The organism is Lactobacillus fornicalis, from assembly GCF_055362665.1.
In genome coordinates this window covers 1-22,565 of record NZ_JBLTIM010000011.1, presented here as the reverse complement: position 1 = coordinate 22,565, position 22,565 = coordinate 1, and the positions used below count along the sequence as shown (strand labels likewise).

Here is a 22,565-nt window from a genome sequence, read left to right as displayed (position 1 = left end):
GGGGAAAACATTATCGACAATATATGTTGCTGTACATTGTTAATAATGTTGATATAACAACATTTTTACAATTGACAAAAATATACATTGTAAACTTTTTGTCGGTCAAAAATCGGTCATTTTTTTGTTATTATTCCCCTTTTTCTGATCTTTGTCATATTAACAGATTTTATAGCAAAACGCTCATTAGTACTTATAACTAACGAGCGTTTCTTTGTCTATAAAACTATATACATATTATCGCCAGAAGCATATTTTCCATCTGCTTCTCCACCTACATTTAAGTATTTATCTGTACGGCCAAAAATCAAATATCTTTCACCCGTTTTTAAATACTTTATTCCTTGTGATGGCTTCATTTCATTTTGAGTCCACATTCCATTTTCAGGAATTACAATTCCAATTGCAGAAGCAGCGGTATTGTATGCTAGCTGATTCCACTTTGCAATTACATCTTTTGAGTTAACCCATTGATTACCACCTAAATTTATAGCTCCTCCTACTTGTTCAAAAGCCTGCCAGCTTGAACCATAGTCCAGTTTCTTAACTGGATCTCCTGTAAGATTAGAATTGCTATAAAGAGGTGCCCCATCTTCGTTGTTTACTTTAACAATACCCTTGGTATCGTATCTAACATATGGATGCCATGTCATTTCAAAATCTTCTCCAGTATCAATAGCTTTTTCATTAGTATCCCAATCATCATAGCAGACATTCAAGTCCAGTCTTCCTGTATACCCATTTAAAATGCCATACGAAGCGTACTGAAAAATCTTAGCTTCTTTCCAGTATTTTAAACTTCCATTTAGCTTTCTAGGCTGGTATCCATAAATGGGCGTGTAAAAACCTGCATTATTATACTGTGCTACCCATAATGGATATTTGTCTGCAACACTTGACCAATTTTTAGCATTTTCTGTTGCTAAGCTCATATAAAGATATGGTTTAACTCCAGTTTTGTTGTATACATAGTCTAACCACTGCTTCACCTGACTAACTCCCCACATGGTTAGAGCTGTTGCTTCATAATCTAATGCTAAAATAGCTTTTCCGATATAAGGCTTAACTGTATTTAAGAAGTGATTTGCTTCTGCAATTACATCTCCACCTGTTGCAAAGTGATATAACCCTTTTAGTGGTTTAATCATTAATTGCTTTTCCATTGATGGATTTTTATAAGTCGTATATTCAGTAGCTTTTACAATTACGAAGTCACCAACAACTTCTGAAGTTATATATCTTTGATATGGATCTGCTACATCAATTCCGTGTTTCATTAATCAATAATAGCAGGTGCAGGTGTTTTTTCAGGGGACTTTTCAGTAGTAGATGATTCTGATTCATTTTTTAAATGCATATTGTTAACAGCAGTTTCAATTGCACCATTAATGAGTTGTTCATCGACATCTTTAATACCGTATTTATGTAATGCATCAACGATAGCCTTGCTTGCATAGGCCTTTTTATCTGCATTATTCATTTTACTATGTTCAGCTTCATGAACTACCCAAGTAGCCAATTGGCCTACAGTATCAATAGTCTTACCCCATGCCGTATTTTTATTGATTTTTGTTTTATAGTAGGCATAAAAACCCGCAACAATGCTAAGTCCTACACCGATTGTTAAAGCAATAGTATCAAGAATCAATTTTAGTTCGCTCATTTTTCAATTCCTCGATTTCTTTTTTTAATTTGGTAATTTCCCTATCTTTACGGTTAATCTCTTTATCTGCTCTTTCTAACTCTTTATCGATGAACTTTCGGTCACTCGTCTTATTGTTTAAGTAGAAAGTCCCTAATCCCAGCAAAAGTGGAGTTAACACTTGTAGCAAAGTTATAATGTCTCGCAAGTGTTTTCCCTCCTTTACTTTTGCCATGCTTCATGAAAAATTACTACTATAAAGAAAATTTCAAAAATAATTGTTTCAATCATTCTAGTTTGGCCTGCAAGAATTGCATGCCATAATTCCATTAAAGCCATCAAACCTACAAAAGCAGAAGAGTAGCCTAGTAAAATTCCTCTCAATTTTCGATTTTTATTATTATCAAAAGCATAGATAATTAAGCCTAATCCACAAGCTACTGCAATGCCATCTAAGCCATTATTATTCATTAAACTGTTCCATTGAGGTGGAAAAAAGAAGTATGATTGATTAATCCACAATGAAATTCCAACAGTAAGCATTACTAGCCCGATGTAAATAAAGATCGTATCATTTTTTGAATTTTGTAATAGCTTTTTAAACTTCTTCATAGGCTTTACCAACACAATCTTTGAACTGTTCTTTGGTAATTAAACCTTCATCGCAGTAATTTTTAATTGCTTGAGCCGATAAAAGTCCCCAATCGTATTGCATCTTGTATAAAAATGCAAAATTAGCTTGAATACCTGGTGTAATAGTAAACATTATTGTGCGCCTCCTTTAGAAGCTAAAATTTGTGATAAAAGTTGGGTCATTTGAAGTTGGGATTGTTGAATTTTATCTAATGCTGATTGAGTTTCAGTATTTTCTGTTTCGTGCTTTTCTGATTGAGTATTTAAAGTTGAAAGCTTTTCTTCTGCTTGACTTAAACGATATCCTAAAGCTTCCTTATCTTGTTCTACCCATTGTGATTTTGACCAGTCGTATACTGGATTATTTAATCCCTCAGGTGCTTCAAGAACATATGGATATTGTGTGTATTCTAATTTAAAAGGAAGCAGAACAGGTTCACAAGTGTATTCAGTATTACCTAATCGTCCACTTAAATACACTAAGGAACCTACTGTTCCATTTGCTAAAGTGATTTGTAAATTTTTAATTTTTTCTTCTAATGTCATATTCTTTATCCTTTTCTAGTAACAAAGTCTCCGCCATCGTAAAATCCGAAGTAGCCACGTCTTGTCCCGTTTGGTGCATATGAAACATATTGATCAGTGCCACCATATTTACTTTGGATTTGTCCATTAATTGCTAAAGTACCATTAACAATTGCTGTTCCATTTGAAACATTAATTACACTTAGCAAGTTATTCATTTGATTTCTTAATACGGTTAACTGGGTTTCTAATGATTCACAACGATTCTGTAGAGTTGATACTTGAGTTTGCAAGTTGTTAGTTTTCGTGTCAGTTTCGGACTTGTTGTAGTAGTTCGCAAAGTCATCTTTAATAGCTAATTCTCTAGCCCACTTTGGTCCAGTGCCATTGCCACCAGCAATCATTATTCCGGGTTGGTCCCATCTAACAGATAAGATACCTCGAGTATCTCCAGCTCCAAAAGCTATACCACTTGCTGAATATCCATAAATGTAAGGCCGATAATCATTACTTGAATTTTTGAAAACCGTTAAATGACCTGTATTAGTATTCAATGCATCATTACCGAAAATTTGTTGCCAAGTTGTTCCTTGGTCTATTAATCCTCGGCTTAATGAATCAGAAATATTAACTTTTACATCAATCTCAGATTTGTTGTAATAGTTAGCAAAATCACTTTTCCAAGCTATGTCTTCAGACCAAACCGGAAGCCCATTTGGTTCTCCAGGATACGTTCCTCCAGCAATTCTAGCTTTGTGTTCTCGATTTGAAATGGATAAGACACCTCGTTCAGTCCAGGCTCCAAAAATTATTCCTTGAGAATAGTTAGCTAAACCGGGTTTACCATCATCTTTAGCATTAAAATCAGAGCGATAAACTGTTAACGTTTGTGTTTTGTTAGGGCTTCCCATCGCTGTAAAATCATCGACACTTTGTGTTGAATAAAACATTGGGTTTGAAATATTAACAATGTTTTTCCCCGCGTATTTATTAGGTAACTGATTTTTCAAAACGTCCTTAATCGCATTTTGGTCAACTGGCCAATAATTTAAGTATGATGTCATTCGCATATTAGGTTCACTAGTTGAACTATCAAAACTAAAGGCTACGTTTTGGTTAGGCAAATTGATATTTCCATTTCCATCTGGTTTCACGCCTTGAACCGATTTTACAAAGCTTTTATCAATTTCAGACTTGGAGTAAGCATTCCTGCTATCGAATAATGTAAACCAACTGTTCCAATTACCAGCTGTTAAGTCAATTTGCCAACTTCCCACTCCCGGGCAGAATATTTTGATATTCCCCCAAGAGTTTCTAACAGTATCAATTACAGCAACGAACCAATTTGACGCACCACTTGGTTTGTTTTTTACGTCAGAAACGTTATCGTAAATTCTAATTTCATGGTTATTCTTATACGAAAATAAATCATCGCCAGAAGCACCAAATTTTCTAGAATAGCTAGAATCAGCTAGACTTTGGATAGTATTATCGATATTTACTACAGAAATTGAATTTATTTCGAAATTATAAGCAACATCATCTCTAACATTATGAAAATTAAAAGCAAAGTATAGTTCTTTCGCATTATCAGAATAGAAACCAACTTCATAGAATTTGTCTTGATTTATAGCAATATCCTTGATTTGTGAAGTTAAATTTGGTGTACCTTGTTCACCGCCCCATGGGCCAATTCCAGGTAAAGTTCGCCAAATGGCAATTTTAATTTTGTCATTAGTACCATTTTGTAAATCTCGAATATCCGATTTTGGTGTAAAACGAAACCGAAGCTTGTAGTGCTTGTAAAGCTCTAAATTTAACTTAGTCCAAATCATCTCAGTACCGCTCACACCTTGATAAGCAATACTATTAGTCGTGCCATCAAAATTAATTGATTTAAAAGCCTGCTGTGCAACATCGCTTTTAGTCCAATTATTTAAATTAGGGTCAATTAAATTACCAGCTATTCTAGCTTCACTATCAGCAACTGCTTGAGCAACTAAACTATTAGCGCTCTTTTCTAAATTCGATAGTGTAGTGGAAGCATCATTTCTTAATTTTTCTAAAGCTTTTTCAGCATCATCTTTAGTGTTGGTGATGGAGGCAATTAATGAACTTGCTTGATTATTTTTATTAGTAATTTCATTAGATTGCTGTAAAGCTTTATCTCTAAGTGTATTCCATGAACCATCTAATTCTTTTATATGTGAATTATATTTAGTATCCAGGTCTTCACTTTTAGTATTCCATTTATCATTAACTAATGATGTTATTTTTGAATCTATACCAGATAAAGTTGCTTGAGCATCAGAATTTAACTTAGCTAATGCACTTTCAGCATCACTTTTGATTTTATTAATTCTGTTTAAGACATCTTGCCCAGATGCATTTTTATTATTTAAATCTTGCTGAACTTTATCCAATTGAGCATTAATTGTTGCAACTTTTGATTCAAAATTACTTTTAATTGCATCAATACTTTCAATGTAACTTTTACTACCTGCAGTAAGATTAATAGCATCTTCAACTTCAAGATAAAAAGTAGCAGTAGAATCAACTACATTTCCTGAACTGTCTAAAATAGAAAAGTAACATTTTACTTTACCTGTAACTGCCGTAGCTTGTTCAGGTAAAGTATATTCGATTACATTACCAGTAACACTTGCCGATTGTTGAATGATTGTGCCATCAGGTTTTGAGGCATTAAATTGAACGCTCTTTTTACTTAAATCATAAGTAACTCCATGATCAAAAATTGAAGCATGAATTGTATGAGAGTTCTTATCTCTTTGTCTCAGCCGTATTGGAGTTGTTAGTTCTCGTTTCTTGTTCACGTCCAGATTGAGGTTTTCCATTTTCTTCCAACTCCTTTCTTATTTCAGGGTATTTAGCAGCTAAATTAGCCATTGTTTGCCTAAAATTTTCTACTATAAGTGAGTTTACAGTTGCTCTATACTCAGCTTCTCCAAGTTGTCTTTTTAGCTCTTCGATTACAGCTTCAGGCTGTAAAAATTGTTCTTTAAACATAATGTGCTCCTAACTAGTTTGAAACTTTCCACTATCCCAAAAACCTAAGTATCCTCTTCTAATACCATTCGGCGCTTGAAAGACAATTTGTTCGATACCAGCTGTCTTAATAAAAATTTGACCAGCCACAATTAAATTCCCAGTAATCAAAGTAGCACCATCGACGTTTAATCGTGTGCCAATGTTTACACCACCTTCAAGGTTGGATAAACCACTTACCTTCAATCCTTGTGTGGTAGAAAATCCATACTTAGGTGTCATAACACAATTTCCTTCGTCGCTACTTACACGAAGCATTGACGCACCATCTATCTGTCCACCATTGATATATGGAGCTTTTATTTGAACACCAGCTTCGATAGTTCCTGATAAGATGTTAGCTGCTTCAATGGTGTAACCATTAATTCTTTTGGCTACTAAATCATGTGCTAAAGCAGCACTACCATCTTCTCCTGAAATAGCTACTTGAGAGTGACCATTTTTATCAGTAATCACTAAGCCTTCACTCGAAAATTGCATATGCCCACCTGTACGAGTAGTGGCAGTAACTGCATCCCTTCCATAAGTTAAATCTCCACCTGTTAGTGCAGCTTTAGCTACATAGTTATTACTCATTTCCTGTAAGATATTTTGAACGCCATCATTATATTTTTTAGTAGCGTCGTTTATCATTTGTTGAGTAATCACTTTAGTATCATTGGTTTTTGTATCCAATGCAGATGATAAATCTGAATATCTTTTACCGAATTCAGTTTGCAAATTCAGTAAGTCTTTTGAAGTATCTTCATGAAGTTTCCACCATTTAATATCAACAGATTGGCCTATTTTTTGTGAGGCATCATCTACAGCTTGGCTAGCGAAGTTTTTAGAATTGTTTTCTACGGTACTTAAATATTTATCAAGAGTATCTCGCAAGGTTTCAGGTTGTTTACCAAATGTAATGGATTCCCACCTTTGTTTAGGTCCGTTCCATTTACCTGTCGTCACCTCACTAGTTAAGTTGATGTCATATTTAGGAAAAAATACAGTCCCTAAATCATAAACATCAACATCAGTAAGTTTGGCTAACTCGCCTTGCATTTGATAGTAATTAACAGTAAGAGAAGTAGTAGGTTCACCAATTCGGTTATCGTAAATGTAAGCTTTAGCAACTTCACGAAGCTTGTCTTCAGTATCAATATTGTATTGAGATAAATCGACCTTCTGAATTTTTAAGTGCTCAAATTTATCAGCATTAGCTGACTTAACATAAATTTCAGGTAAAGTAATGGTATTATCTTGTGATTGTGAGATATCTACAATGATGTCTTTACTTGGGTCATAAGGATCTACATCAGTATCATGTGAACCAAAGTCTACATAAGAACCGTTAATCCATTGACCAGTTCCTATTTCATACCAAGTTCCTGAACCTGTAGAGGCTTGACTACTGATATTAACTAAATCACCAGAATATAAGAATTTGCCTGTTGGTTGTTGTCCATATCCTGGCTTATCATAAACAACAACTTTTCCAGAATAACGAGGTGTAGGAACACCCTCATTACCTAATTCACTATCTGTTTTTGGTTTTACATCTCGGTCATTTTTGTCAAAATTGATGTATTGCGAATCAATCCATTGATTACCACCGAGGTTGTACCAGGTCTTACCATTATTAGAAGCGATTTGAAAGATTTGATATCTTTGTCCATGATAAACATACTTAACAACTTTGCTTGAATAACTTGGACTATCCCAAATTGCTACACCTTCTAGCTGTTTTTGGTTGTTCTTAACATCATGATTAACAGTCCCTACTCCTCGACCTGGTGTATATGTATAAGAACTGTCTTTATCAAATTCAACATAGCGATTAGAAACCCATTGGTTATTTCCTAAGTCGTACCAAGTAACGCCATTGCTGTCCTTAGTTTTATAGAAAACTATCCATCTTGCATTTCTTTTATCTAAGAAGCCTTTTTGAACACTGTCACTAGTTGGTTGAGAGTAAATCGGAACATCTCCAAAAATATAGTTAGCAACTAAAACCCCATTTACGGTTTCATAAATATTACCTTGACCATCACTAGAAATATTCCATTTTATATGACCTTGACCAACTACCTTTTGAGATATCCAGGCACCTTTTTTATCAACTACAATATGCTTTCCTAGAATCCAACCGCCATCTTCTAATTGAAGCCATAATTGTGATTGCCCATCTGTATATTGTTTTGATAGTTGAATATGTTGACCATTTTCTACATTTCTGCCTTCGAACTTACCGTTTGGTTTATCATAAACAGGTAAACCTCCTGCTCCCAGATATTGAACTAATCCCACACCTTCATAAGCAGTAGCATTTATTTCAGTACTTGGAGTAGTTTGATTTTCTTTTTTAGTTGCATAAGGCTGAATGGCAGTATACATAGAAGCAATTTCTTCATCTTGCTCCAAAGATTTTAAGTTTTGCCCATATTTAATTACAATTCCAGTATCAGTACCTTGCTTCTTATTAAAAGAGAGATGATAGTTATCAAAACTCCATTCTCCATTAAAAAGTTTACAGAAGCTTGATGCTCCTGTTCCAAAAAGTACTTCTTGTAAAGTGGAAACCTGTTTCCATTCAAGATTTATGTTCGCAACAGTTTTTATATCACTACTAAAAGAAAATTCAGGTGTTCCACTTGATAAAGATTCTACTAATGCATTCCAGAATTGTTTTGGATTAGCATTTGCCAAAGAAATATTTTTCTTTAAGCTATCTAAAACAATATCTCCAGCAACATGGTTGGCTTCGATAGCAATGGTTTTAGCACCAGAATCATCAACTTTTTTGACTGCTTTATTAATTCTAAAAAGCTGATTTCTTCTTTTTGATGATGCATCAGCCATAATTACTCTATCTACTTTTATTTCATTGGCTAAGTAGGCATTACCATCATAGGTCATTGTTAACTTAGGAATACTATTTATATCTGTAGTAACTTCCCAATCAATAACTCCAGACATAGCACCTAAACCTAAGCTATCAAGATTTTCATTTGAGTTTTCATATAATATAGGTAGTTTTAGCATAAAGTTCGCCACCTTGGTGTAATCGTCGCAGAGGAATAATTGCCTGTAATGCTAATAGAATTAGTACCTGGTTGAAGTATAGGGAAATTATGATCTGGAAAAATTGCATTTCTATTTCTAAGTTGGTCTAAAGATTTATAAACTAAGCAATTTTCACTATCTATATAAACCTCTTCATCAATAGAAGTAATTTTAAACTGACTATTATTTACTGTAAGTGTTACATCAGAATTTCCTACAATGTGAATAAGAGGTTCAGCTTCATATTCTTCTGGATTATTAATCGAAAGAATATTATTAGGTTTTATATCAAAAGGGTTTTGTCCTTCTAAGTGATACATAAAAGGCTGGATTGAAAAATTAATTTCAACTTTACTGAATCGCTTATTATATGCTGGAAACTTCAGAACAGAATTTGAATTGGGACTTGCTATCATATAGTAATCTGGAATCATACTTAATAAAAGCTTGTGATAACCTGGCTCTTTTAAAAGCCAACTAGTTATTCTTCTTTTTGCTTCATCAGAAGTTACATCTCTATGAATTGCATAAAATGTAAATTTTTGGTCAAAATTCTTATAGTTATTAAAATCTAATAGAGTTTTATTTAATCCTGCCACTTCATTTGAAGTAAACGAAGGGCTTCCAGTTCCAAACTCAAAATCAGAGCCAACATCTAAGTGCATATCGAAATCAAGGTTAGTTTTCCCTCGATAAGTTAAAACTGGTTCATTCATTAGCTAAATCTCAACCCCGTTCTCTTCAAATACTCATTTATCGCTTTAGAATTGTTTTCTGCCTGCGCATTCGCCATCTGTTTTCCATCTACATTAAAACTAAATCCTAAGTTCATAAGTGCTTGCAACATCTGTTGATTTTGTTCAATTAAAGTAGCTAATAATTCGTTATTTTGTTCTTGTAATTCTAAAAGATTAGAATTATCAACATTAATTGATGGTGCTCTCATTGCTTTAACTGCCCCTGAAACATCATCTGGAATTTGATTAGCTAAACTTACAATTGAATTTCCTAATGTACCATTAGCAAAAAGCTTAGCATGTCGCATAGCCTGCTCAAACTGTTCAACAGAACGCCAAACCATAGAGCCTCTAGGTAGATTTACCAATGTTGGTGTTTTTGGAGTTTCATAGAAGGCTTTCATTGCTGAATCAAAAACAACTTCTTTTCTGCCACCATCTCCTACCCATGCTAAACCGCCTTGGGCTCCTGTATTTGGTGTTCCATATGCATATGCATTAGGATTAAATAACCATGCTCCTGGAGTACCAGTTGCGTGCTTCCCCTTAATTCCTCCAAAAACAACTGAAACGGTTTTTACAATATTATCTTTAAAACCATTAACAAAACTGCTCAATGCGTTTACAGCTTGGTTAGCTCCAGAAACAGCACTTGAACTGTTAACCTTTAAGTACTTAGTTCTAGTAGTTTTACCATTGTATTTGTCAATAGCTCCACGACCCTTAGCAGATTCACTTTGAGCGCTTGAACTATTACCTTTAAAGTATTTAAGAACTGGCTTCTTACCGTTATATAGATCAATATGATGTTTTGCTTCATCTGATTTTTGAATTGCATTGCTATTATCAGCAATCAATTGCTTAACCCCAACTGGTAATTGGTTCCAAACCCCTGCTTTCTTTAAAGCTTCTTCAATACTTCCTTTAGCATTAGAGGCATCAGCAATCAGTTTCTTCTCTTTTGGAGTTAAGCCATCATAATTTTGCAAGTCCATCAAAGTTAAACGAATCTTTTCTCTAGCATCAGCATTATCAATAAAGATTTGTTTTTGGTCTGCAGTTAAACTGTTCCAAGTCTTTAAATCATTAATAGAATCATACAATTCTTGCTTATTCTTAGCAGTTACAATAGCTTCTTGAACCTTAGGCGTTAAATTATTCCATTCTTTAATTTTATTCAGAGAATCAAATAATCCTTTCCCTGTATCAGAGACAATAACAGCTTTCTTTTCCTTTAAACTCATTGAGTTCCAACGATTACTTTCAAAGATAGCCTTAGCAATTTCTGCTTTAACATTAGTAGTTAATTTGGCATGCTTTCTAATATATTGAAGTTTTTCCCAACCTTCTTTTGAATTGACTTGTTCTTTCAAGAATTCAGGTAAGTTAGTTCTTACCTCACCAGTCTTAGGGTCAAGAATCATATCGTTCCAATCTTGAGCAGCTTTCTTTTGAGCCTTAGATAGCTTCCCAGTTTCACTTAAGAAACGGCTATTAGCATCCGAAACTTTTTTTAGACCAGCTAAATACTTGTCAAACATCTGGTCACCAAGTTCATTACCGAAGTCCAATCTAAATCTATCTCTAATTTGTTTTAGACTTCTACCTGAAGCTTTCATTACTCGACCCATGCTTAAAGCAATTTTGTTTTGATATTCATTCATATCTCTTTCTTGCTTAGCAATAGCACTGTCATATTCATCTTTATTAATAAGCCCATCATTAAGAGCTTTCTTCAAAGCTTCTTTGCCTTTATTTATATTGGCATAAAACTTGTCATACCCATCTTTAAACTGAGCTACAATCTTATCACCAGTGCTCCAGCGCATTGTTCCTTTAATGCTTCCATCTATTGCTGCTAAAACTTGTTGAGTTTGATTCTTAGTTAGATTTAAAGTTTTAACATAAGCACTAGCTGAACGACTAGTTAGGTTTTGAACTAACATTTGTTCTTCAGCATTCAATTTACGATTTTTAGATGATGCAAAATCTGCGGTTTTATCTACAATTTCAGCATATTGTTTAATTTCATCAACATACTTACTTCCAGATTTTTTCTTACTATTAGCTTCATCTTGTAAGTATTTTCCAGCTGAACCACCTACCTCTTTACCTAGTTTTTTCAAAGCTTGTGTTTGCTTATCTAAACTTTGTTGAGCTGAACTTGCTAATTCTTCAAAACTCTTCTTAACTTGATTGTTATAATCTTTGGTTTTCTTAGAAGTATCAGCTAAAGCATCAGACATTTCAGCAGTCTTTTCTTTATAAGTAGTCGCTACCTTATCTACAACTGGAGGTACATAAGCACCCCATTTTTTTACAGAATCATAGTGCTTATTCTGAGCATCAATAGCTGGATAAACATATTTACTATATGCCCATATACCTGCGCCTGCTGCTAAGGCTATACCTGCAATTGGAAGTAATGCGCTTCCTAAAGCACCTACACTTGGAATTAATGCTCCTAAACCTGCACCTGCAGTAGAAGCTCCTGCACCCATTTCAGCAATCGAAGTACCAGCTACTGTTGCTCCGCCTGCCGCTTCTGCCGCCGCTGGAGCAGTTCCTTTTAAAACCCCAGCTAGCTTAGCGAATAATCCTCCAGATTTACTTGCTGATTCACCTGCAACTTCTGCAGCAGTTCCTGCTGTTTTAATCCCACCTGCTGCCTCTGTTGCTCCACCAAAGAGTAACTTCCAGATACTACTATTGCTACCAGCTTTTAGCATGCCTAATTTATCTGATAATTTACCTAATCCGCTAGATAAACTACCAATTGCATCAATAGGACCAGCTATAAAACTAGTAATAGGTTTAATAGCAGCATAGAATAATGCAAACTTAACAATTGCCTGTTGTGTGGCTGGGTCTAATTTACCAAATGCCTTAGCAATATCACCAATAGATTTTACAATTGGTTCTAAAGCTGGTAATAAATTGCTTCCTACTTCAATGGCTACTGCATTTAAAGTTTGCTTGAACCTTTCCCACTTAGCTTGTGGAGTATTATTCATTTCTTTGGCAATTCTTGCAGTAACACCAGCTGCTGCATTACCTTCTTTTTGATATTCTCTAAATTCAGCTGCTGCAGATTTACTACCTGCTTTTGATTTTTGGAAGAGAGCAATTGCACTTTGACCAGTTTTACCAAATGCTGCATTTAGTAAAGACATTTGTTCTGTTGGTGTCTTATCTGCTAAAGCTTTACTTACTCTATCGATGATGTCTGGTAAATCAATACCCTTCTTCTTAATTTCATCAAAACTAAGTCCAATAGCTTTAAGGTGAGCTCTGTTGACCTTGGTATCCTTGGTCAAAGTAGTAAACATTTGACGTAAAGCAGTACCAGCTGTTGATGCTTCAACACCTTTGTTGCTCATAATACCTAATGCAATTGCAGTATCCATGAATGATACATGAGCAGCAGCTGCTGTTTGTCCTACATAGTTCAAACCAGTAGATAAATCTGCATAACTAGAAGCAGTCGCATTGGCTACATAGGTTAATCCATCAGTAACCATACGCATATTCTTAGTTTGTTGAGCAGCGGTATCTGCCTTTAACCCGAATGCTTCAATTACCGAAGCAGATGATTGCATAACAGTATTCATATCTTCACCAGATGCTTTTACTGCATCAAGTAAAGCAGGCATAGAACCCATAACCTGATTAGTAGTAAAACCACGTCTGATTAATTCCATCATAGAATTGTTGATTTCAGTAGTGGATACACCATATTGTTGTGACCACTTAAGGGAAGCATTGCTCATTTGTTCCATTTCGCCTCTAATGGAGGAGGTGATTCTACCTGTATTAGAAAGCAATGGCCCAATTTGAGCAATCTGAGATTTAAATTCCATAGCTTTGTTAGCGGCACTAGCTAAAGCACCACCAACTGCCATAGTTCCTCCCCACGAACCAATGTTACGAAGTCCATCTGCCACAGCATGAGCTTTACTACCAAAGTTGGTTAATTTTTCAGATAATTGCCCCCAACCAGATTGATATTTGACCATCTGTTGATAAGAAGTAACCATTGATTGTTTTAAATTATCAATCTGGAGTGCAGTTTGAGATAAATTATTAGCTCTACCTACTAACTGTCTTTGAGCATCAACACCGCCACCTTTTGAAATAGCATCTTGAGCTTCTTTAACACTTTGAGTTAAGTATTGATATCTTTTATTTAACAGCTCCAACTGCGAAGATTGAGCTTTAAATAAAGTATTAGCTGTTCCTTTGCCCCAGCCATTATTCATTCGCTCTTGTAAAGTACCGATTAATTTAGCTGTTCTACTAATCTGACTTTTTAAAGCAACAGCATTAGTAAGAAAAGGCTTGATATCTAAACCAATTTGAACGGACAAATGCCCTAAATTTCCATCTGCCATCATTTACCTCCTTCCCTACTTATTTGCAAATGGGTCTGAAAAAATACCTGGGAAAGCTTGGTCTAAAGTAGTAAGTTCATCACTACTTTCAATTTCTCTGTCAAGCTTCTTAGGGTCCTGCATTGAATCAACAAAAGTCTTAAATTCCAAAGGACTCATATTTAAAATCTCAGAAATCTTATAACCAAGTTCTTTTTCCATCGTATGGATTAGTTTCAGAAACTTCTTAAATGACTTAATCACCTCATCAGGTGTTACTTTTTTGGGAATTCTTCACCACCAACTACACCTTGAGCTTTTTCAAGAAGTTTAGGCAAAAGTACATTCATAAAAGCTGGATTTAAACCATTTTTACATTGATCATAAGTAAATTGATTTTGGAAGTAAGCAACAATAAATTTGATATTAGCTTCCATTATATTATCAACGTCTTTTGGCTTAATTTCTTCTTTCTTATTGAAGTTGGCAGATGCATAAGTAAGATAACCAGCATTTGTATAGTCAGTTAAGTTTAATGGATTTTTAGCAAGATCTCTTTCAAATGTTTCTTCTTTACCATCAATAAATAAAACAATCTTGTCTTTTTTCATAAAATTATTTCTCCTAATAGTAGCCGCCTGCTGAGCATACTGTTTATTTCGTAAGCGACTAAAAATTATTCTTTAGGTTCTTTGTGTTCTTCCTGTTGTGATTGTTGAGGAGCCGAAGCTTGACTAGCTACTCGGATTCAACTTAGCCTTAACCTTTGCCCATGCTGCAGTTAATTCACTATCATTCTTTGGAAATACTAAACTTCTGAATGTTGCTAAATCAAAGTCTGGATCACTTTCATATCCAATAAGCATGATTTGCTTAGTATCACCAACAGGCTTCATAATAAATTCACCTTCTACTTCTTCAGTAGCTGGATCAGGAGCGCCTGACCCTAAGGTTTTACTTTCACCAGAAGGAAACTTAAAGCGTCCTTCTAAGCAGGCTACCCATACGTTCTTGCCTGACTTAGCAAGTTTGCTTGAATATAGTGAAGCAACAGGGTTAGGTAAGGTCTTTTCTCCATAAATTTCAGTACCTAAAGCATATTGAACACCTAACATTAATCTCTTAACTTCAGGAGTAATGAAGTAGTTATTGATAGTTTCAGTAACTTTTTCAATACCTGAGGACAATGAAAGGTATGGTCCATTATCTGCTGAAAGTGTGGCATTTTCAGAAGAAATTGAAGTCTTAATTTGTGTAGTACCTGGTAGCTTAACAGTTTCTCCTACTACAAAACCTGCATCATCTAATTGAGCAAATTCAAGGTTTTCAACCCCAATTTTTGCTTCGCCTCTATAATTAACCATTAATTATTCCTCCGTTAATTCAATACCGTGTACATAAATCCGGCATATATATAATTTGTTTTCTGGATTGTCCTGACTCGCTTCTCTATCTGGTTCATAGTCCACGTTATAAAGTGGATAATTAATATCGATAAGGATTTTTTCAATAACTGGTTTTAGTTCTTCTAGTTGAGCTAAACTTTTAACCCAAAAAGAAACTAAAACACTTGGTTTTTCTGCAAAATATTGATTATCTGCGCTACGCATTGTTGCTTGAATATGATTGATTCTAATGATTGGAGCATATTGTGCTGCTTGAAATTCCTCAGGAATCTGGTCATTAAAAATCATATTTTCATCTTCAACTTCACTTTCACGCATACTAGTCATCATAGAGATTAGCGTGTCATTTCCTATAAGTGTTTGATAAATTTTTGAAGTAGCTAACATCACTTAGTCCCCAGCGTTTCTCTAAAAGCTTCAATAATTGCTTGTTTAATTTCGGGACTCATTTGATCTCTCGTACGTTCACTGAAAAAAGTAGGTGGATTATTCAAAGAACCTGTATCCCAAAAGTGAGCACGCCAAGCTGGTAAAGGTCCAGTACTTGAAGAACCTTGAATACCAACTGATACTTCACGAACACCTTGACGAAGTCTAGGTTTACCAATCTTTACTTCAGATTTTATGTGAGTTTTTCTAGTGCTTTTAGCACCACGAGGAATATTGGATTCCAATCTTTCAGCAAATTCTTTAGCTACTTCATCTAAAACTGTATTTTGTGTAGCAACAGATTTAGTCATCAATTCTTGAATTTTGGCTTCTAATTCTGCTTCGCCTTGAACAGCCATTACTTATCCACCTCCACTCCTGTAAACTTATCAAAATCATGTGTTTCAAAATCACGTTGAATATCAGTAATGTTATAGTTTTTATCTTTAAACTGGATAAAATTTTTTCTAGTTATATCTTTCGCTGCCATTGAATTTATCAAAAAGATTACTTTTTCTTTTCCCTCTAATAAATTGGCATCTTCACGATATTCTTTAAGAGTAGATTTAGCAACATCAGCCCATAGCTTCTTCACTGGAACCATTACTGATTTCCAATCGCCCTGCTGAGTTTTCTGATTTATCTTCTTCATTATTTGAATTCGTTGATTCGTTTTGTTTAGTAACATAGTCTTCCCAGTACCTCGCTTTCAATTGAGTAATTAAAGCCGAAACACCAAAAGGAATTTCATCAGTATTAGCTTTAACTGTTGCAGTTTGTTGAACAGCCATTTTTGCGTTATACCAAAAAGCTCCTAATAAAAGAGAAGCTGGTTTAAACTGCTCATATTGTTCCAAGTCTGTTGGTTTAACATTCTTTCCAATTGCTAAGCATATATAGTTTTCAGCACCAGTGTAGTAAGCTTCAATGACTGAATCATCATCATCAAAATCAACTCTCAAATAATTTTTGAATTCTGTTAAATCCATTACTGAATCTCTCCAATCATTGGTTGACTCGTATTAGCTACAATTTTTTTAGACTTTATAGTTGTATTAAGTAAACTAATTAAATCGTTTTTCAATGCAGTTGATGGATATGTAACTTTCAAATAATCCAAAGCACCTTTAAGAGCATCTACTGTATTAGATGAAGTAACATCCCCATTTGAAACATTGATTGCTGTTGAGCCAATATTTAATTGAGTAAATTCATTTAAGCTGTTACTCGCATTAGCTGGCCTTACTGGGTGTAGCAGTTACGAAGAAACCTGCATCTTCATCGGATTTAGTGATGCCAAATCTCGTTACACCTTGTAAGAATTGACCATAAACACTGTCATCTACCCAACGTGCTTGTAAGTCTTTACGGTTAGCACCAAAAATCCCTTCAAAAATATCGCCAATAAATGCCTTCATTTCACCAGCTTGGCCTAAAGTTGTATCTCTTACAGTAAAGACAGGCAAACCTAAGCAAATATCAGGTGAGTTAGCAGTAATTGAACGGTTTAAAATGTAGTTATCGTCCTTGTCCTTCAAAGTATCTAACCATTGATAGAAGCTTGCAGATACAACCATTACTTTATGCTTATATCCTGGGTCAAGAGCCACATTCTTAATTGCTTTCAATTCATCAACGCTAGAAACTGTCTTAGCAGTGAATGTCTTCATTACATTTAAAATCTTGTCGTTTAATAGTAAAATCTTTTGTTCCTTAAGATCTTGAGCAACAATACTTACAAGATCAGCATCAGAATCATCGATTGCTTCTTGTGACAAAGGAATAGCACCACGGTATGTGTCTACCTTCCATTCAATATTTTTAAATGAAGGCTTGGCAAGGTCAGGATTTTTAGCCAGTTCTTCTACAGAATGTAATGAAGTTGTATTGGGCTTTTGGCGAACTGGATAGCTACCTTGAGCACTTGTTACGTTAACCATATGAATGTATTGTGATAAGTCATCAATAGTCTTAACTTCATCAACAGGTACATATTTAACATCCTTAGGAATAGTTAACGCCGCATCAGGAGACTTTAAACCCGCAGATTGAGCATCACGTGTATGTAAGTAGTGATTTGCCATACGGTATTGTTTTTCAGCTTCATCTTCGCCTTCTGGTTCTGGGTTTTCAGGATTAATATTAAATCCACTTCTTGAATTCTTAGCTTCTTCAATTAAAGCTTCTAAATCCTTAATTTCAGTTTCCTTTGCTTTCATTCTCTTTTGAATTTCTTCAACCTTTGAACGAACTTCTGAAATATTCTTATCTGCAGTATTCTTATCAGCATCTTCTAAAAGAGAACGCTTTTCATCAATCATTTCATTGTATGCTTTCTTTGCAGCAAGCAATTGTTCTTTTAAATTCATTAAATTTTCTCCTCTAAATTACTTAATTGTGACTTAATCCATACTTTTTCTTTTTCAATTTCTTTAAACCCAGTTAGTGAACGAGTAGAAGCTTCTACATCAGTTGCCTTATATGCTGGAAAAGTAACAACTGAAATTTCATATAAGTGGTTAATTTTACGTACATAATGCACATAACCATCTGAAGTGTCTTCCCAATCATCATCTGCAATATCAAAACCAAAACTCATACCAGAAATATTTTTATTTCTTAAATTAGTTAAAGTATCATTGCCAAGAGTTGTTTCAGGAATAGCGGCTTCAAAGTGTAACCCACGTTCATCTAAATTAAGCTTTAAAGTATTAGCACTAGTTCTCGCTAGAACACTCCCTGAATCGTGATTATATAAGAGCACTACATCACTCATATCCACATCATCAAAAGCGTGTGGGTCAATAAATTCAGTAAAATCTCCAAGTTGTTCACTACGAGAATTAAAAACTACAGCAGTTCCTTTAATCGTTCTGCTTTCCTTCTCCATCATCGGAGCTTGTGTCAGATTCCGTACTTCCATCTTTCTCATTGCCTTTTAAAACATTGCTGATTCCACTTTTTTGATTTTCTTTTGTAGATATAGGTTTACCTGTATCATCATATGCATTACCTACTGCTACATTGTTAGGGAAGTTTTCCCTAATGTTTTGAATAGGTACGAAGTTACTCATAATTGTTCTTACTCCTGCCATTTCATCATCAGCTGGAGCATAACCTAATCTAGTTCTTGATTCAGTATCACTAAGTAGGCCTGCTTTAAACCAATCTAGTGTGAGTTTCATATTGGTTTCAGTATCAAGTTCCATTAATCTTGAAACATCAAACTCAAAATGATACTTAAGTGAGTCTTTAGAACTTAGTAGTTTTACATTAAATTCAGATGTAAACCGTGAAAAATAGTGGTCTAAACTATTTTGTACATAGTCTAAATTGGATTGAGGTAAAGAAGTATGTGAGTTTTCCAAACCTAATCTACTGATTGGAATACCAAAAGCTTTTGCAATCTGCTTAGTCGTATAATCATTTGAATTGATAATCTTAAGAATGTTAGTATCAATTTCAATTGGTTGATAATCTTCCTTACCAGATAAAATAATTAATCGATGTGTGCTATCACCAGAATTTCCTTCAATCCATTTATTTCTTAAAGCATTTCTGGCATCAGGTCCTAAATCGCCTGGCATTTTCAAAATAGCAGAGCCATTGATTCCTGAACCAAAGAATGCATTAAGCATTTCATTGCCTGATTTTTGCATACGCATTTCATCAGCTAATGCATATAGTGGACTTGCACCAACGTATCCATTTGTGGACAAAAATTTTATATGTAAAATTTCATTAGCAGAAAGGTCAAATGGGGTTTGGCCATATGGTTGAATCTCATACTTTATTTCGCCTGAATCTTCATCTAAAAAAGGTGTAACTTGAGATGGTTTTAGCAATTCAAGGTCAACAATATTGCCAACTTTATCCTTAAGAATTCTTGCATATGAATTACCAGTTAAAAGGAGATTAGCGGTCAAGGCATACTTAAAATCACGTGCTGTCATAAAATCATTAGGCTTAATATTCAACAAATAATTAAGTTGATTAAATCGTTTATCTTTAATGTGATTAACATTATCTGATTCTAGTTTTATCGGATTAGTCGCAATATCATTAGAAATTACATTAATTGCAGTAAACACATCACTATTTTTCAAATTAGTAATAGGCACATATCGAGGACTGGTATCTTGAAAATCAATATAAGAACCAGTGTCATTAAAAGCGGTCAAACTTCTAAAAAAAGACAATTTATTGCACCTCCTTCTTATTTAGAATTAGTGCGATCAATATAGATTGCGATTGCTGTCCAAAACAAACCGCTTCCTATAAATCCTGCAGGTGTGCTTAATAAAAACATTCCTACTGAAAAAAGTAGGCCACCCATTAAACACAAAATGGTGTGAATATTAGATAAAATAAAATTAAAAATGGAATTGTTTCTCATAGAATTCTGAATCCCTTTCAAAATCTCGTGAGAAATCATAGTTATAAGCTTGAGTCATCGCATCAAGTAATGCTGCTAAAGGGTCAATCTTATTGCGATACATTGTCTTATCAAGTAAAACAGCATCATTAATCTCTTTAACAATTGCATTATTTACTGCAATTTCTAATAGCCGATTATCACCATGAATAACGCCTCCATCTTGAACATATTTACGAAATTGTTTAGTAGGTTCAGACAATGTTGCAAAACCTTGAGCAACATCAACCATTGTGTAACCATCTTCATTGAAAGTATCGATAATATGGTTAGCTGAATAACGGTCATAACAAATGCAATTGACGCTGAATTTATGTTCACCGATTAAGTTATAAATAAAGTCAATGATTTGCTGGTCATCAATATTCCCTGATTCAAGATTTGAGAGTGTTACTTCCCCACGCCTTCTTAACGCTAAATAATCGATTTTATCCTTTTGAATCTTGTTTTCGATTCCACCTCGAGTTCCAACAAAGGCATGAGAATCAACCCAAAACTTTTTTTGTTCTGGAAGAGGTACAATCCAAGAAACAGCTGATAAGTCTCCTGTTCTAGCCAAGTCCATACCGATATAAACTTCACGTCCATAAAGATCTGGAGTCTTATCTACTTTAATATTTGCCCAATCTTGAACTTTGATATATGAGTTTTCATTAGCCTGTTGCCACATATTAAAGTTATAAATTTTAGCTTTGGTTTCTCGTCCCATCGCTTGAGCGGTCTTCCAGTCTTGGATTAATGTAGGCAATAATGTTTCTCGAATATCCTTGTCATAAAGAATTGGATTAGATTTAATCCAGTTAGCTGTATCCGCAATTTCATCTTCAGATTCCTGTTCATACCAAAGAACCATCGTTTCATCATCTACAACATCACCTTTAACCATCTGCTCCACATATTGATAAATCATTTCATGGAACCAACCATTTATGTTTGGTGAAACTGTAGAAATCAGTAACATTAATGGGTCTTTCTGCATACGAGATGATTTTTCAACGGCATCGTAAACTGTAATATCGTTACTATCTGCCTGTTCATCGAAAATAGCTAATGTAGTGTTTAACCCTTGAATACCGTTTTTATCGTTTGATAAAGGTTTGATAAACGAACCTGTTTTTGCATCAGTGATTTCATCACGTTTCATTTGAGTTTTACGTTTAACAAATGGAGAATCATTTCGTAGTGGAACTAAAAAGTTATTAATATAATTAAAAGCAACCTTTGCTTGGTCACGTTTGTTAGCTGCACAATATATTTGCTTCCCACGAACGGGATATTTCTGGTAAAGCAAGATATATAATGCGATACCAGCCACTAAAATAGTTTTCCCATTCTTACGAGCCATTGAAATAAACATTTTTTTAAATTTTCTATGGGAATCCGACTTACGAAGCCAACCGAATACAGAACCAACAGCAAATGCTTGAAAATTAACTAATTTCATCTGTTTTCCGTTGTCTGGATTCTTTAATGATGAAATAAAGGCAATTACCTTTTCAGATTCACGAATATCCCAATAATATGGAAAATTTTTATCATTTTTCGGCTTTTCTAAGTCTTTTAAGTGCCTATTACATGCCCAAATTACCTTTTTAGGAGCAAGAATCTTACCAGAAACAACAGCTTTAGCATATTCAGTTACTTGGTCTTTCATCTATCTACTCTCCAAACTTTGCATATGGATCATCTTCAATCTCATCTTTAGGTTCTGGTTTAACTAATTTCATACGAGAATCTAAAGTCATACCTAATGAAGAAGCATTAGCTCTGATTTCTTTCTGCATATCTAGCATTACATTAACTGCTGGATTCTTTTTCCCATCAATTAAGACTCCATTTTCTTCAACAGCTTTTATTGCTTTCTTTAAAGTTGAAACTGCTATACAATAATCGATAAGAACTTGACGATCTAATGCAGTAATACTTAACTTTTTAAGCATTGGAGCTACTCTTCGATACTCTTTTTGAGCTTCTGAATCAATCCATGATGGTGGAGATAGAGTTAATGTGCTAAAATCACTTGCAGCTTTTTCTTCTAACTCTCTTTGAGCGATTTCATCTTTAGTTTTATGTGAATTAAAATTTGTTGAGTGCATTCTAGGTCTTCCAGCCACCTAACCACCTCCTTTGTGAATAAATATTGTGTAAAGCCCTTGAAAAAGGGCTTTTTGTTACGCCGTTATGCCGAAAAAGTCTCATTTATGGAATTTTGCAAAAAGAAAACTCCGGGACGGTATGGAAGAAATGTTGATATACCGGCCCCTATCGACTATGGGGTAC

24 protein-coding genes are annotated in these 22,565 nt (G+C 34.5%); all 24 read right to left on the bottom strand.

Annotated features, from left to right (window positions below):
* Positions 1-218 precede the first annotated feature (218 nt).
* Positions 219-1,277, bottom strand: coding sequence for a GH25 family lysozyme (locus tag ACNDLV_RS03315; protein WP_006587365.1), 1,059 nt, complete (start codon positions 1,275-1,277; stop codon positions 219-221).
* Positions 1,277-1,663: a phage holin gene (locus tag ACNDLV_RS03310; RefSeq protein ID WP_022091198.1), complete on the bottom strand. Its 387-nt coding sequence runs from the start codon at positions 1,661-1,663 to the stop codon at positions 1,277-1,279. The genes ACNDLV_RS03315 and ACNDLV_RS03310 overlap by 1 nt, the downstream gene beginning before the upstream one ends.
* Positions 1,638-1,850, bottom strand: coding sequence for a hypothetical protein (locus ACNDLV_RS03305; RefSeq protein ID WP_022091199.1), 213 nt, complete (start codon positions 1,848-1,850; stop codon positions 1,638-1,640). Before ACNDLV_RS03305 ends, ACNDLV_RS03310 begins: the two co-directional genes overlap by 26 nt.
* A 14-nt stretch (positions 1,851-1,864) precedes the next feature.
* Positions 1,865-2,254, bottom strand: a complete 390-nt coding sequence (locus ACNDLV_RS03300) for a hypothetical protein (RefSeq protein WP_022091200.1) — start codon at positions 2,252-2,254, stop codon at positions 1,865-1,867.
* Complete coding sequence (locus tag ACNDLV_RS03295; RefSeq protein ID WP_006588403.1) at positions 2,241-2,408, bottom strand: XkdX family protein; 168 nt, start codon at positions 2,406-2,408, stop codon at positions 2,241-2,243. Before ACNDLV_RS03295 ends, ACNDLV_RS03300 begins: the two co-directional genes overlap by 14 nt.
* Positions 2,408-2,821: a hypothetical protein gene (locus tag ACNDLV_RS03290; protein ID WP_006587370.1), complete on the bottom strand. Its 414-nt coding sequence runs from the start codon at positions 2,819-2,821 to the stop codon at positions 2,408-2,410. Before ACNDLV_RS03290 ends, ACNDLV_RS03295 begins: the two co-directional genes overlap by 1 nt.
* Before the next feature lie 5 nt (positions 2,822-2,826).
* A complete protein-coding gene (locus ACNDLV_RS03285; protein ID WP_080545364.1) occupies positions 2,827-5,655 on the bottom strand; it encodes a BppU family phage baseplate upper protein in 2,829 nt (942 codons plus the stop codon).
* Positions 5,582-5,827: a hypothetical protein gene (locus tag ACNDLV_RS03280; RefSeq protein WP_006587372.1), complete on the bottom strand. Its 246-nt coding sequence runs from the start codon at positions 5,825-5,827 to the stop codon at positions 5,582-5,584. Before ACNDLV_RS03280 ends, ACNDLV_RS03285 begins: the two co-directional genes overlap by 74 nt.
* A gap of 9 nt (positions 5,828-5,836) precedes the next feature.
* The gene (locus ACNDLV_RS03275) at positions 5,837-8,887 is read right to left on the bottom strand and encodes a phage tail spike protein (RefSeq protein ID WP_022091202.1); all 3,051 of its coding nucleotides are present in this window, start codon (positions 8,885-8,887) and stop codon (positions 5,837-5,839) included.
* Positions 8,881-9,624, bottom strand: coding sequence for a phage tail family protein (locus ACNDLV_RS03270; RefSeq protein ID WP_022091203.1), 744 nt, complete (start codon positions 9,622-9,624; stop codon positions 8,881-8,883). The genes ACNDLV_RS03275 and ACNDLV_RS03270 overlap by 7 nt, the downstream gene beginning before the upstream one ends.
* Positions 9,624-14,036, bottom strand: a complete 4,413-nt coding sequence (locus ACNDLV_RS03265; RefSeq protein WP_225306023.1) for a phage tail tape measure protein — start codon at positions 14,034-14,036, stop codon at positions 9,624-9,626. The genes ACNDLV_RS03270 and ACNDLV_RS03265 overlap by 1 nt, the downstream gene beginning before the upstream one ends.
* 15 nt (positions 14,037-14,051) lie before the next feature.
* Positions 14,052-14,195 carry a hypothetical protein gene (locus ACNDLV_RS03260; RefSeq protein WP_225306022.1) on the bottom strand — a complete coding sequence of 48 codons (144 nt, stop codon included), beginning with the start codon at positions 14,193-14,195 and terminating at the stop codon, positions 14,052-14,054.
* Between the two features lie 95 nt (positions 14,196-14,290).
* Positions 14,291-14,626 carry a phage tail assembly chaperone G gene (gpG, locus tag ACNDLV_RS03255; protein WP_006587377.1) on the bottom strand — a complete coding sequence of 112 codons (336 nt, stop codon included), beginning with the start codon at positions 14,624-14,626 and terminating at the stop codon, positions 14,291-14,293.
* 123 nt (positions 14,627-14,749) lie between these two features.
* Positions 14,750-15,379, bottom strand: a complete 630-nt coding sequence (locus ACNDLV_RS03250) for a major tail protein (protein ID WP_006587378.1) — start codon at positions 15,377-15,379, stop codon at positions 14,750-14,752.
* A gap of 3 nt (positions 15,380-15,382) precedes the next feature.
* Positions 15,383-15,808, bottom strand: coding sequence for a hypothetical protein (locus ACNDLV_RS03245; RefSeq protein ID WP_209148698.1), 426 nt, complete (start codon positions 15,806-15,808; stop codon positions 15,383-15,385).
* On the bottom strand, positions 15,808-16,209 hold the full coding sequence (locus ACNDLV_RS03240) for an HK97-gp10 family putative phage morphogenesis protein (RefSeq protein WP_006587380.1): 402 nt from the start codon (positions 16,207-16,209) through the stop codon (positions 15,808-15,810). Before ACNDLV_RS03240 ends, ACNDLV_RS03245 begins: the two co-directional genes overlap by 1 nt.
* Positions 16,209-16,502 carry a phage head completion protein gene (locus ACNDLV_RS03235; protein WP_167802884.1) on the bottom strand — a complete coding sequence of 98 codons (294 nt, stop codon included), beginning with the start codon at positions 16,500-16,502 and terminating at the stop codon, positions 16,209-16,211. Before ACNDLV_RS03235 ends, ACNDLV_RS03240 begins: the two co-directional genes overlap by 1 nt.
* Positions 16,426-16,839, bottom strand: a complete 414-nt coding sequence (locus ACNDLV_RS03230; protein ID WP_006587382.1) for a head-tail connector protein — start codon at positions 16,837-16,839, stop codon at positions 16,426-16,428. Before ACNDLV_RS03230 ends, ACNDLV_RS03235 begins: the two co-directional genes overlap by 77 nt.
* Positions 16,839-16,961, bottom strand: a complete 123-nt coding sequence (locus ACNDLV_RS03225) for a hypothetical protein (protein WP_006587383.1) — start codon at positions 16,959-16,961, stop codon at positions 16,839-16,841. Before ACNDLV_RS03225 ends, ACNDLV_RS03230 begins: the two co-directional genes overlap by 1 nt.
* Before the next feature lie 121 nt (positions 16,962-17,082).
* Positions 17,083-18,219: a phage major capsid protein gene (locus ACNDLV_RS03220; protein WP_006587384.1), complete on the bottom strand. Its 1,137-nt coding sequence runs from the start codon at positions 18,217-18,219 to the stop codon at positions 17,083-17,085.
* Positions 18,219-18,773 carry an HK97 family phage prohead protease gene (locus tag ACNDLV_RS03215; RefSeq protein WP_022091212.1) on the bottom strand — a complete coding sequence of 185 codons (555 nt, stop codon included), beginning with the start codon at positions 18,771-18,773 and terminating at the stop codon, positions 18,219-18,221. The genes ACNDLV_RS03220 and ACNDLV_RS03215 overlap by 1 nt, the downstream gene beginning before the upstream one ends.
* Positions 18,715-20,049, bottom strand: coding sequence for a phage portal protein (locus ACNDLV_RS03210; RefSeq protein ID WP_022091214.1), 1,335 nt, complete (start codon positions 20,047-20,049; stop codon positions 18,715-18,717). The genes ACNDLV_RS03215 and ACNDLV_RS03210 overlap by 59 nt, the downstream gene beginning before the upstream one ends.
* Before the next feature lie 174 nt (positions 20,050-20,223).
* On the bottom strand, positions 20,224-21,939 hold the full coding sequence (locus ACNDLV_RS03205; RefSeq protein WP_151143530.1) for a terminase large subunit: 1,716 nt from the start codon (positions 21,937-21,939) through the stop codon (positions 20,224-20,226).
* A gap of 4 nt (positions 21,940-21,943) precedes the next feature.
* Complete coding sequence (locus ACNDLV_RS03200; protein WP_006587389.1) at positions 21,944-22,399, bottom strand: phage terminase small subunit P27 family; 456 nt, start codon at positions 22,397-22,399, stop codon at positions 21,944-21,946.
* Positions 22,400-22,565: the final 166 nt, after the last annotated feature.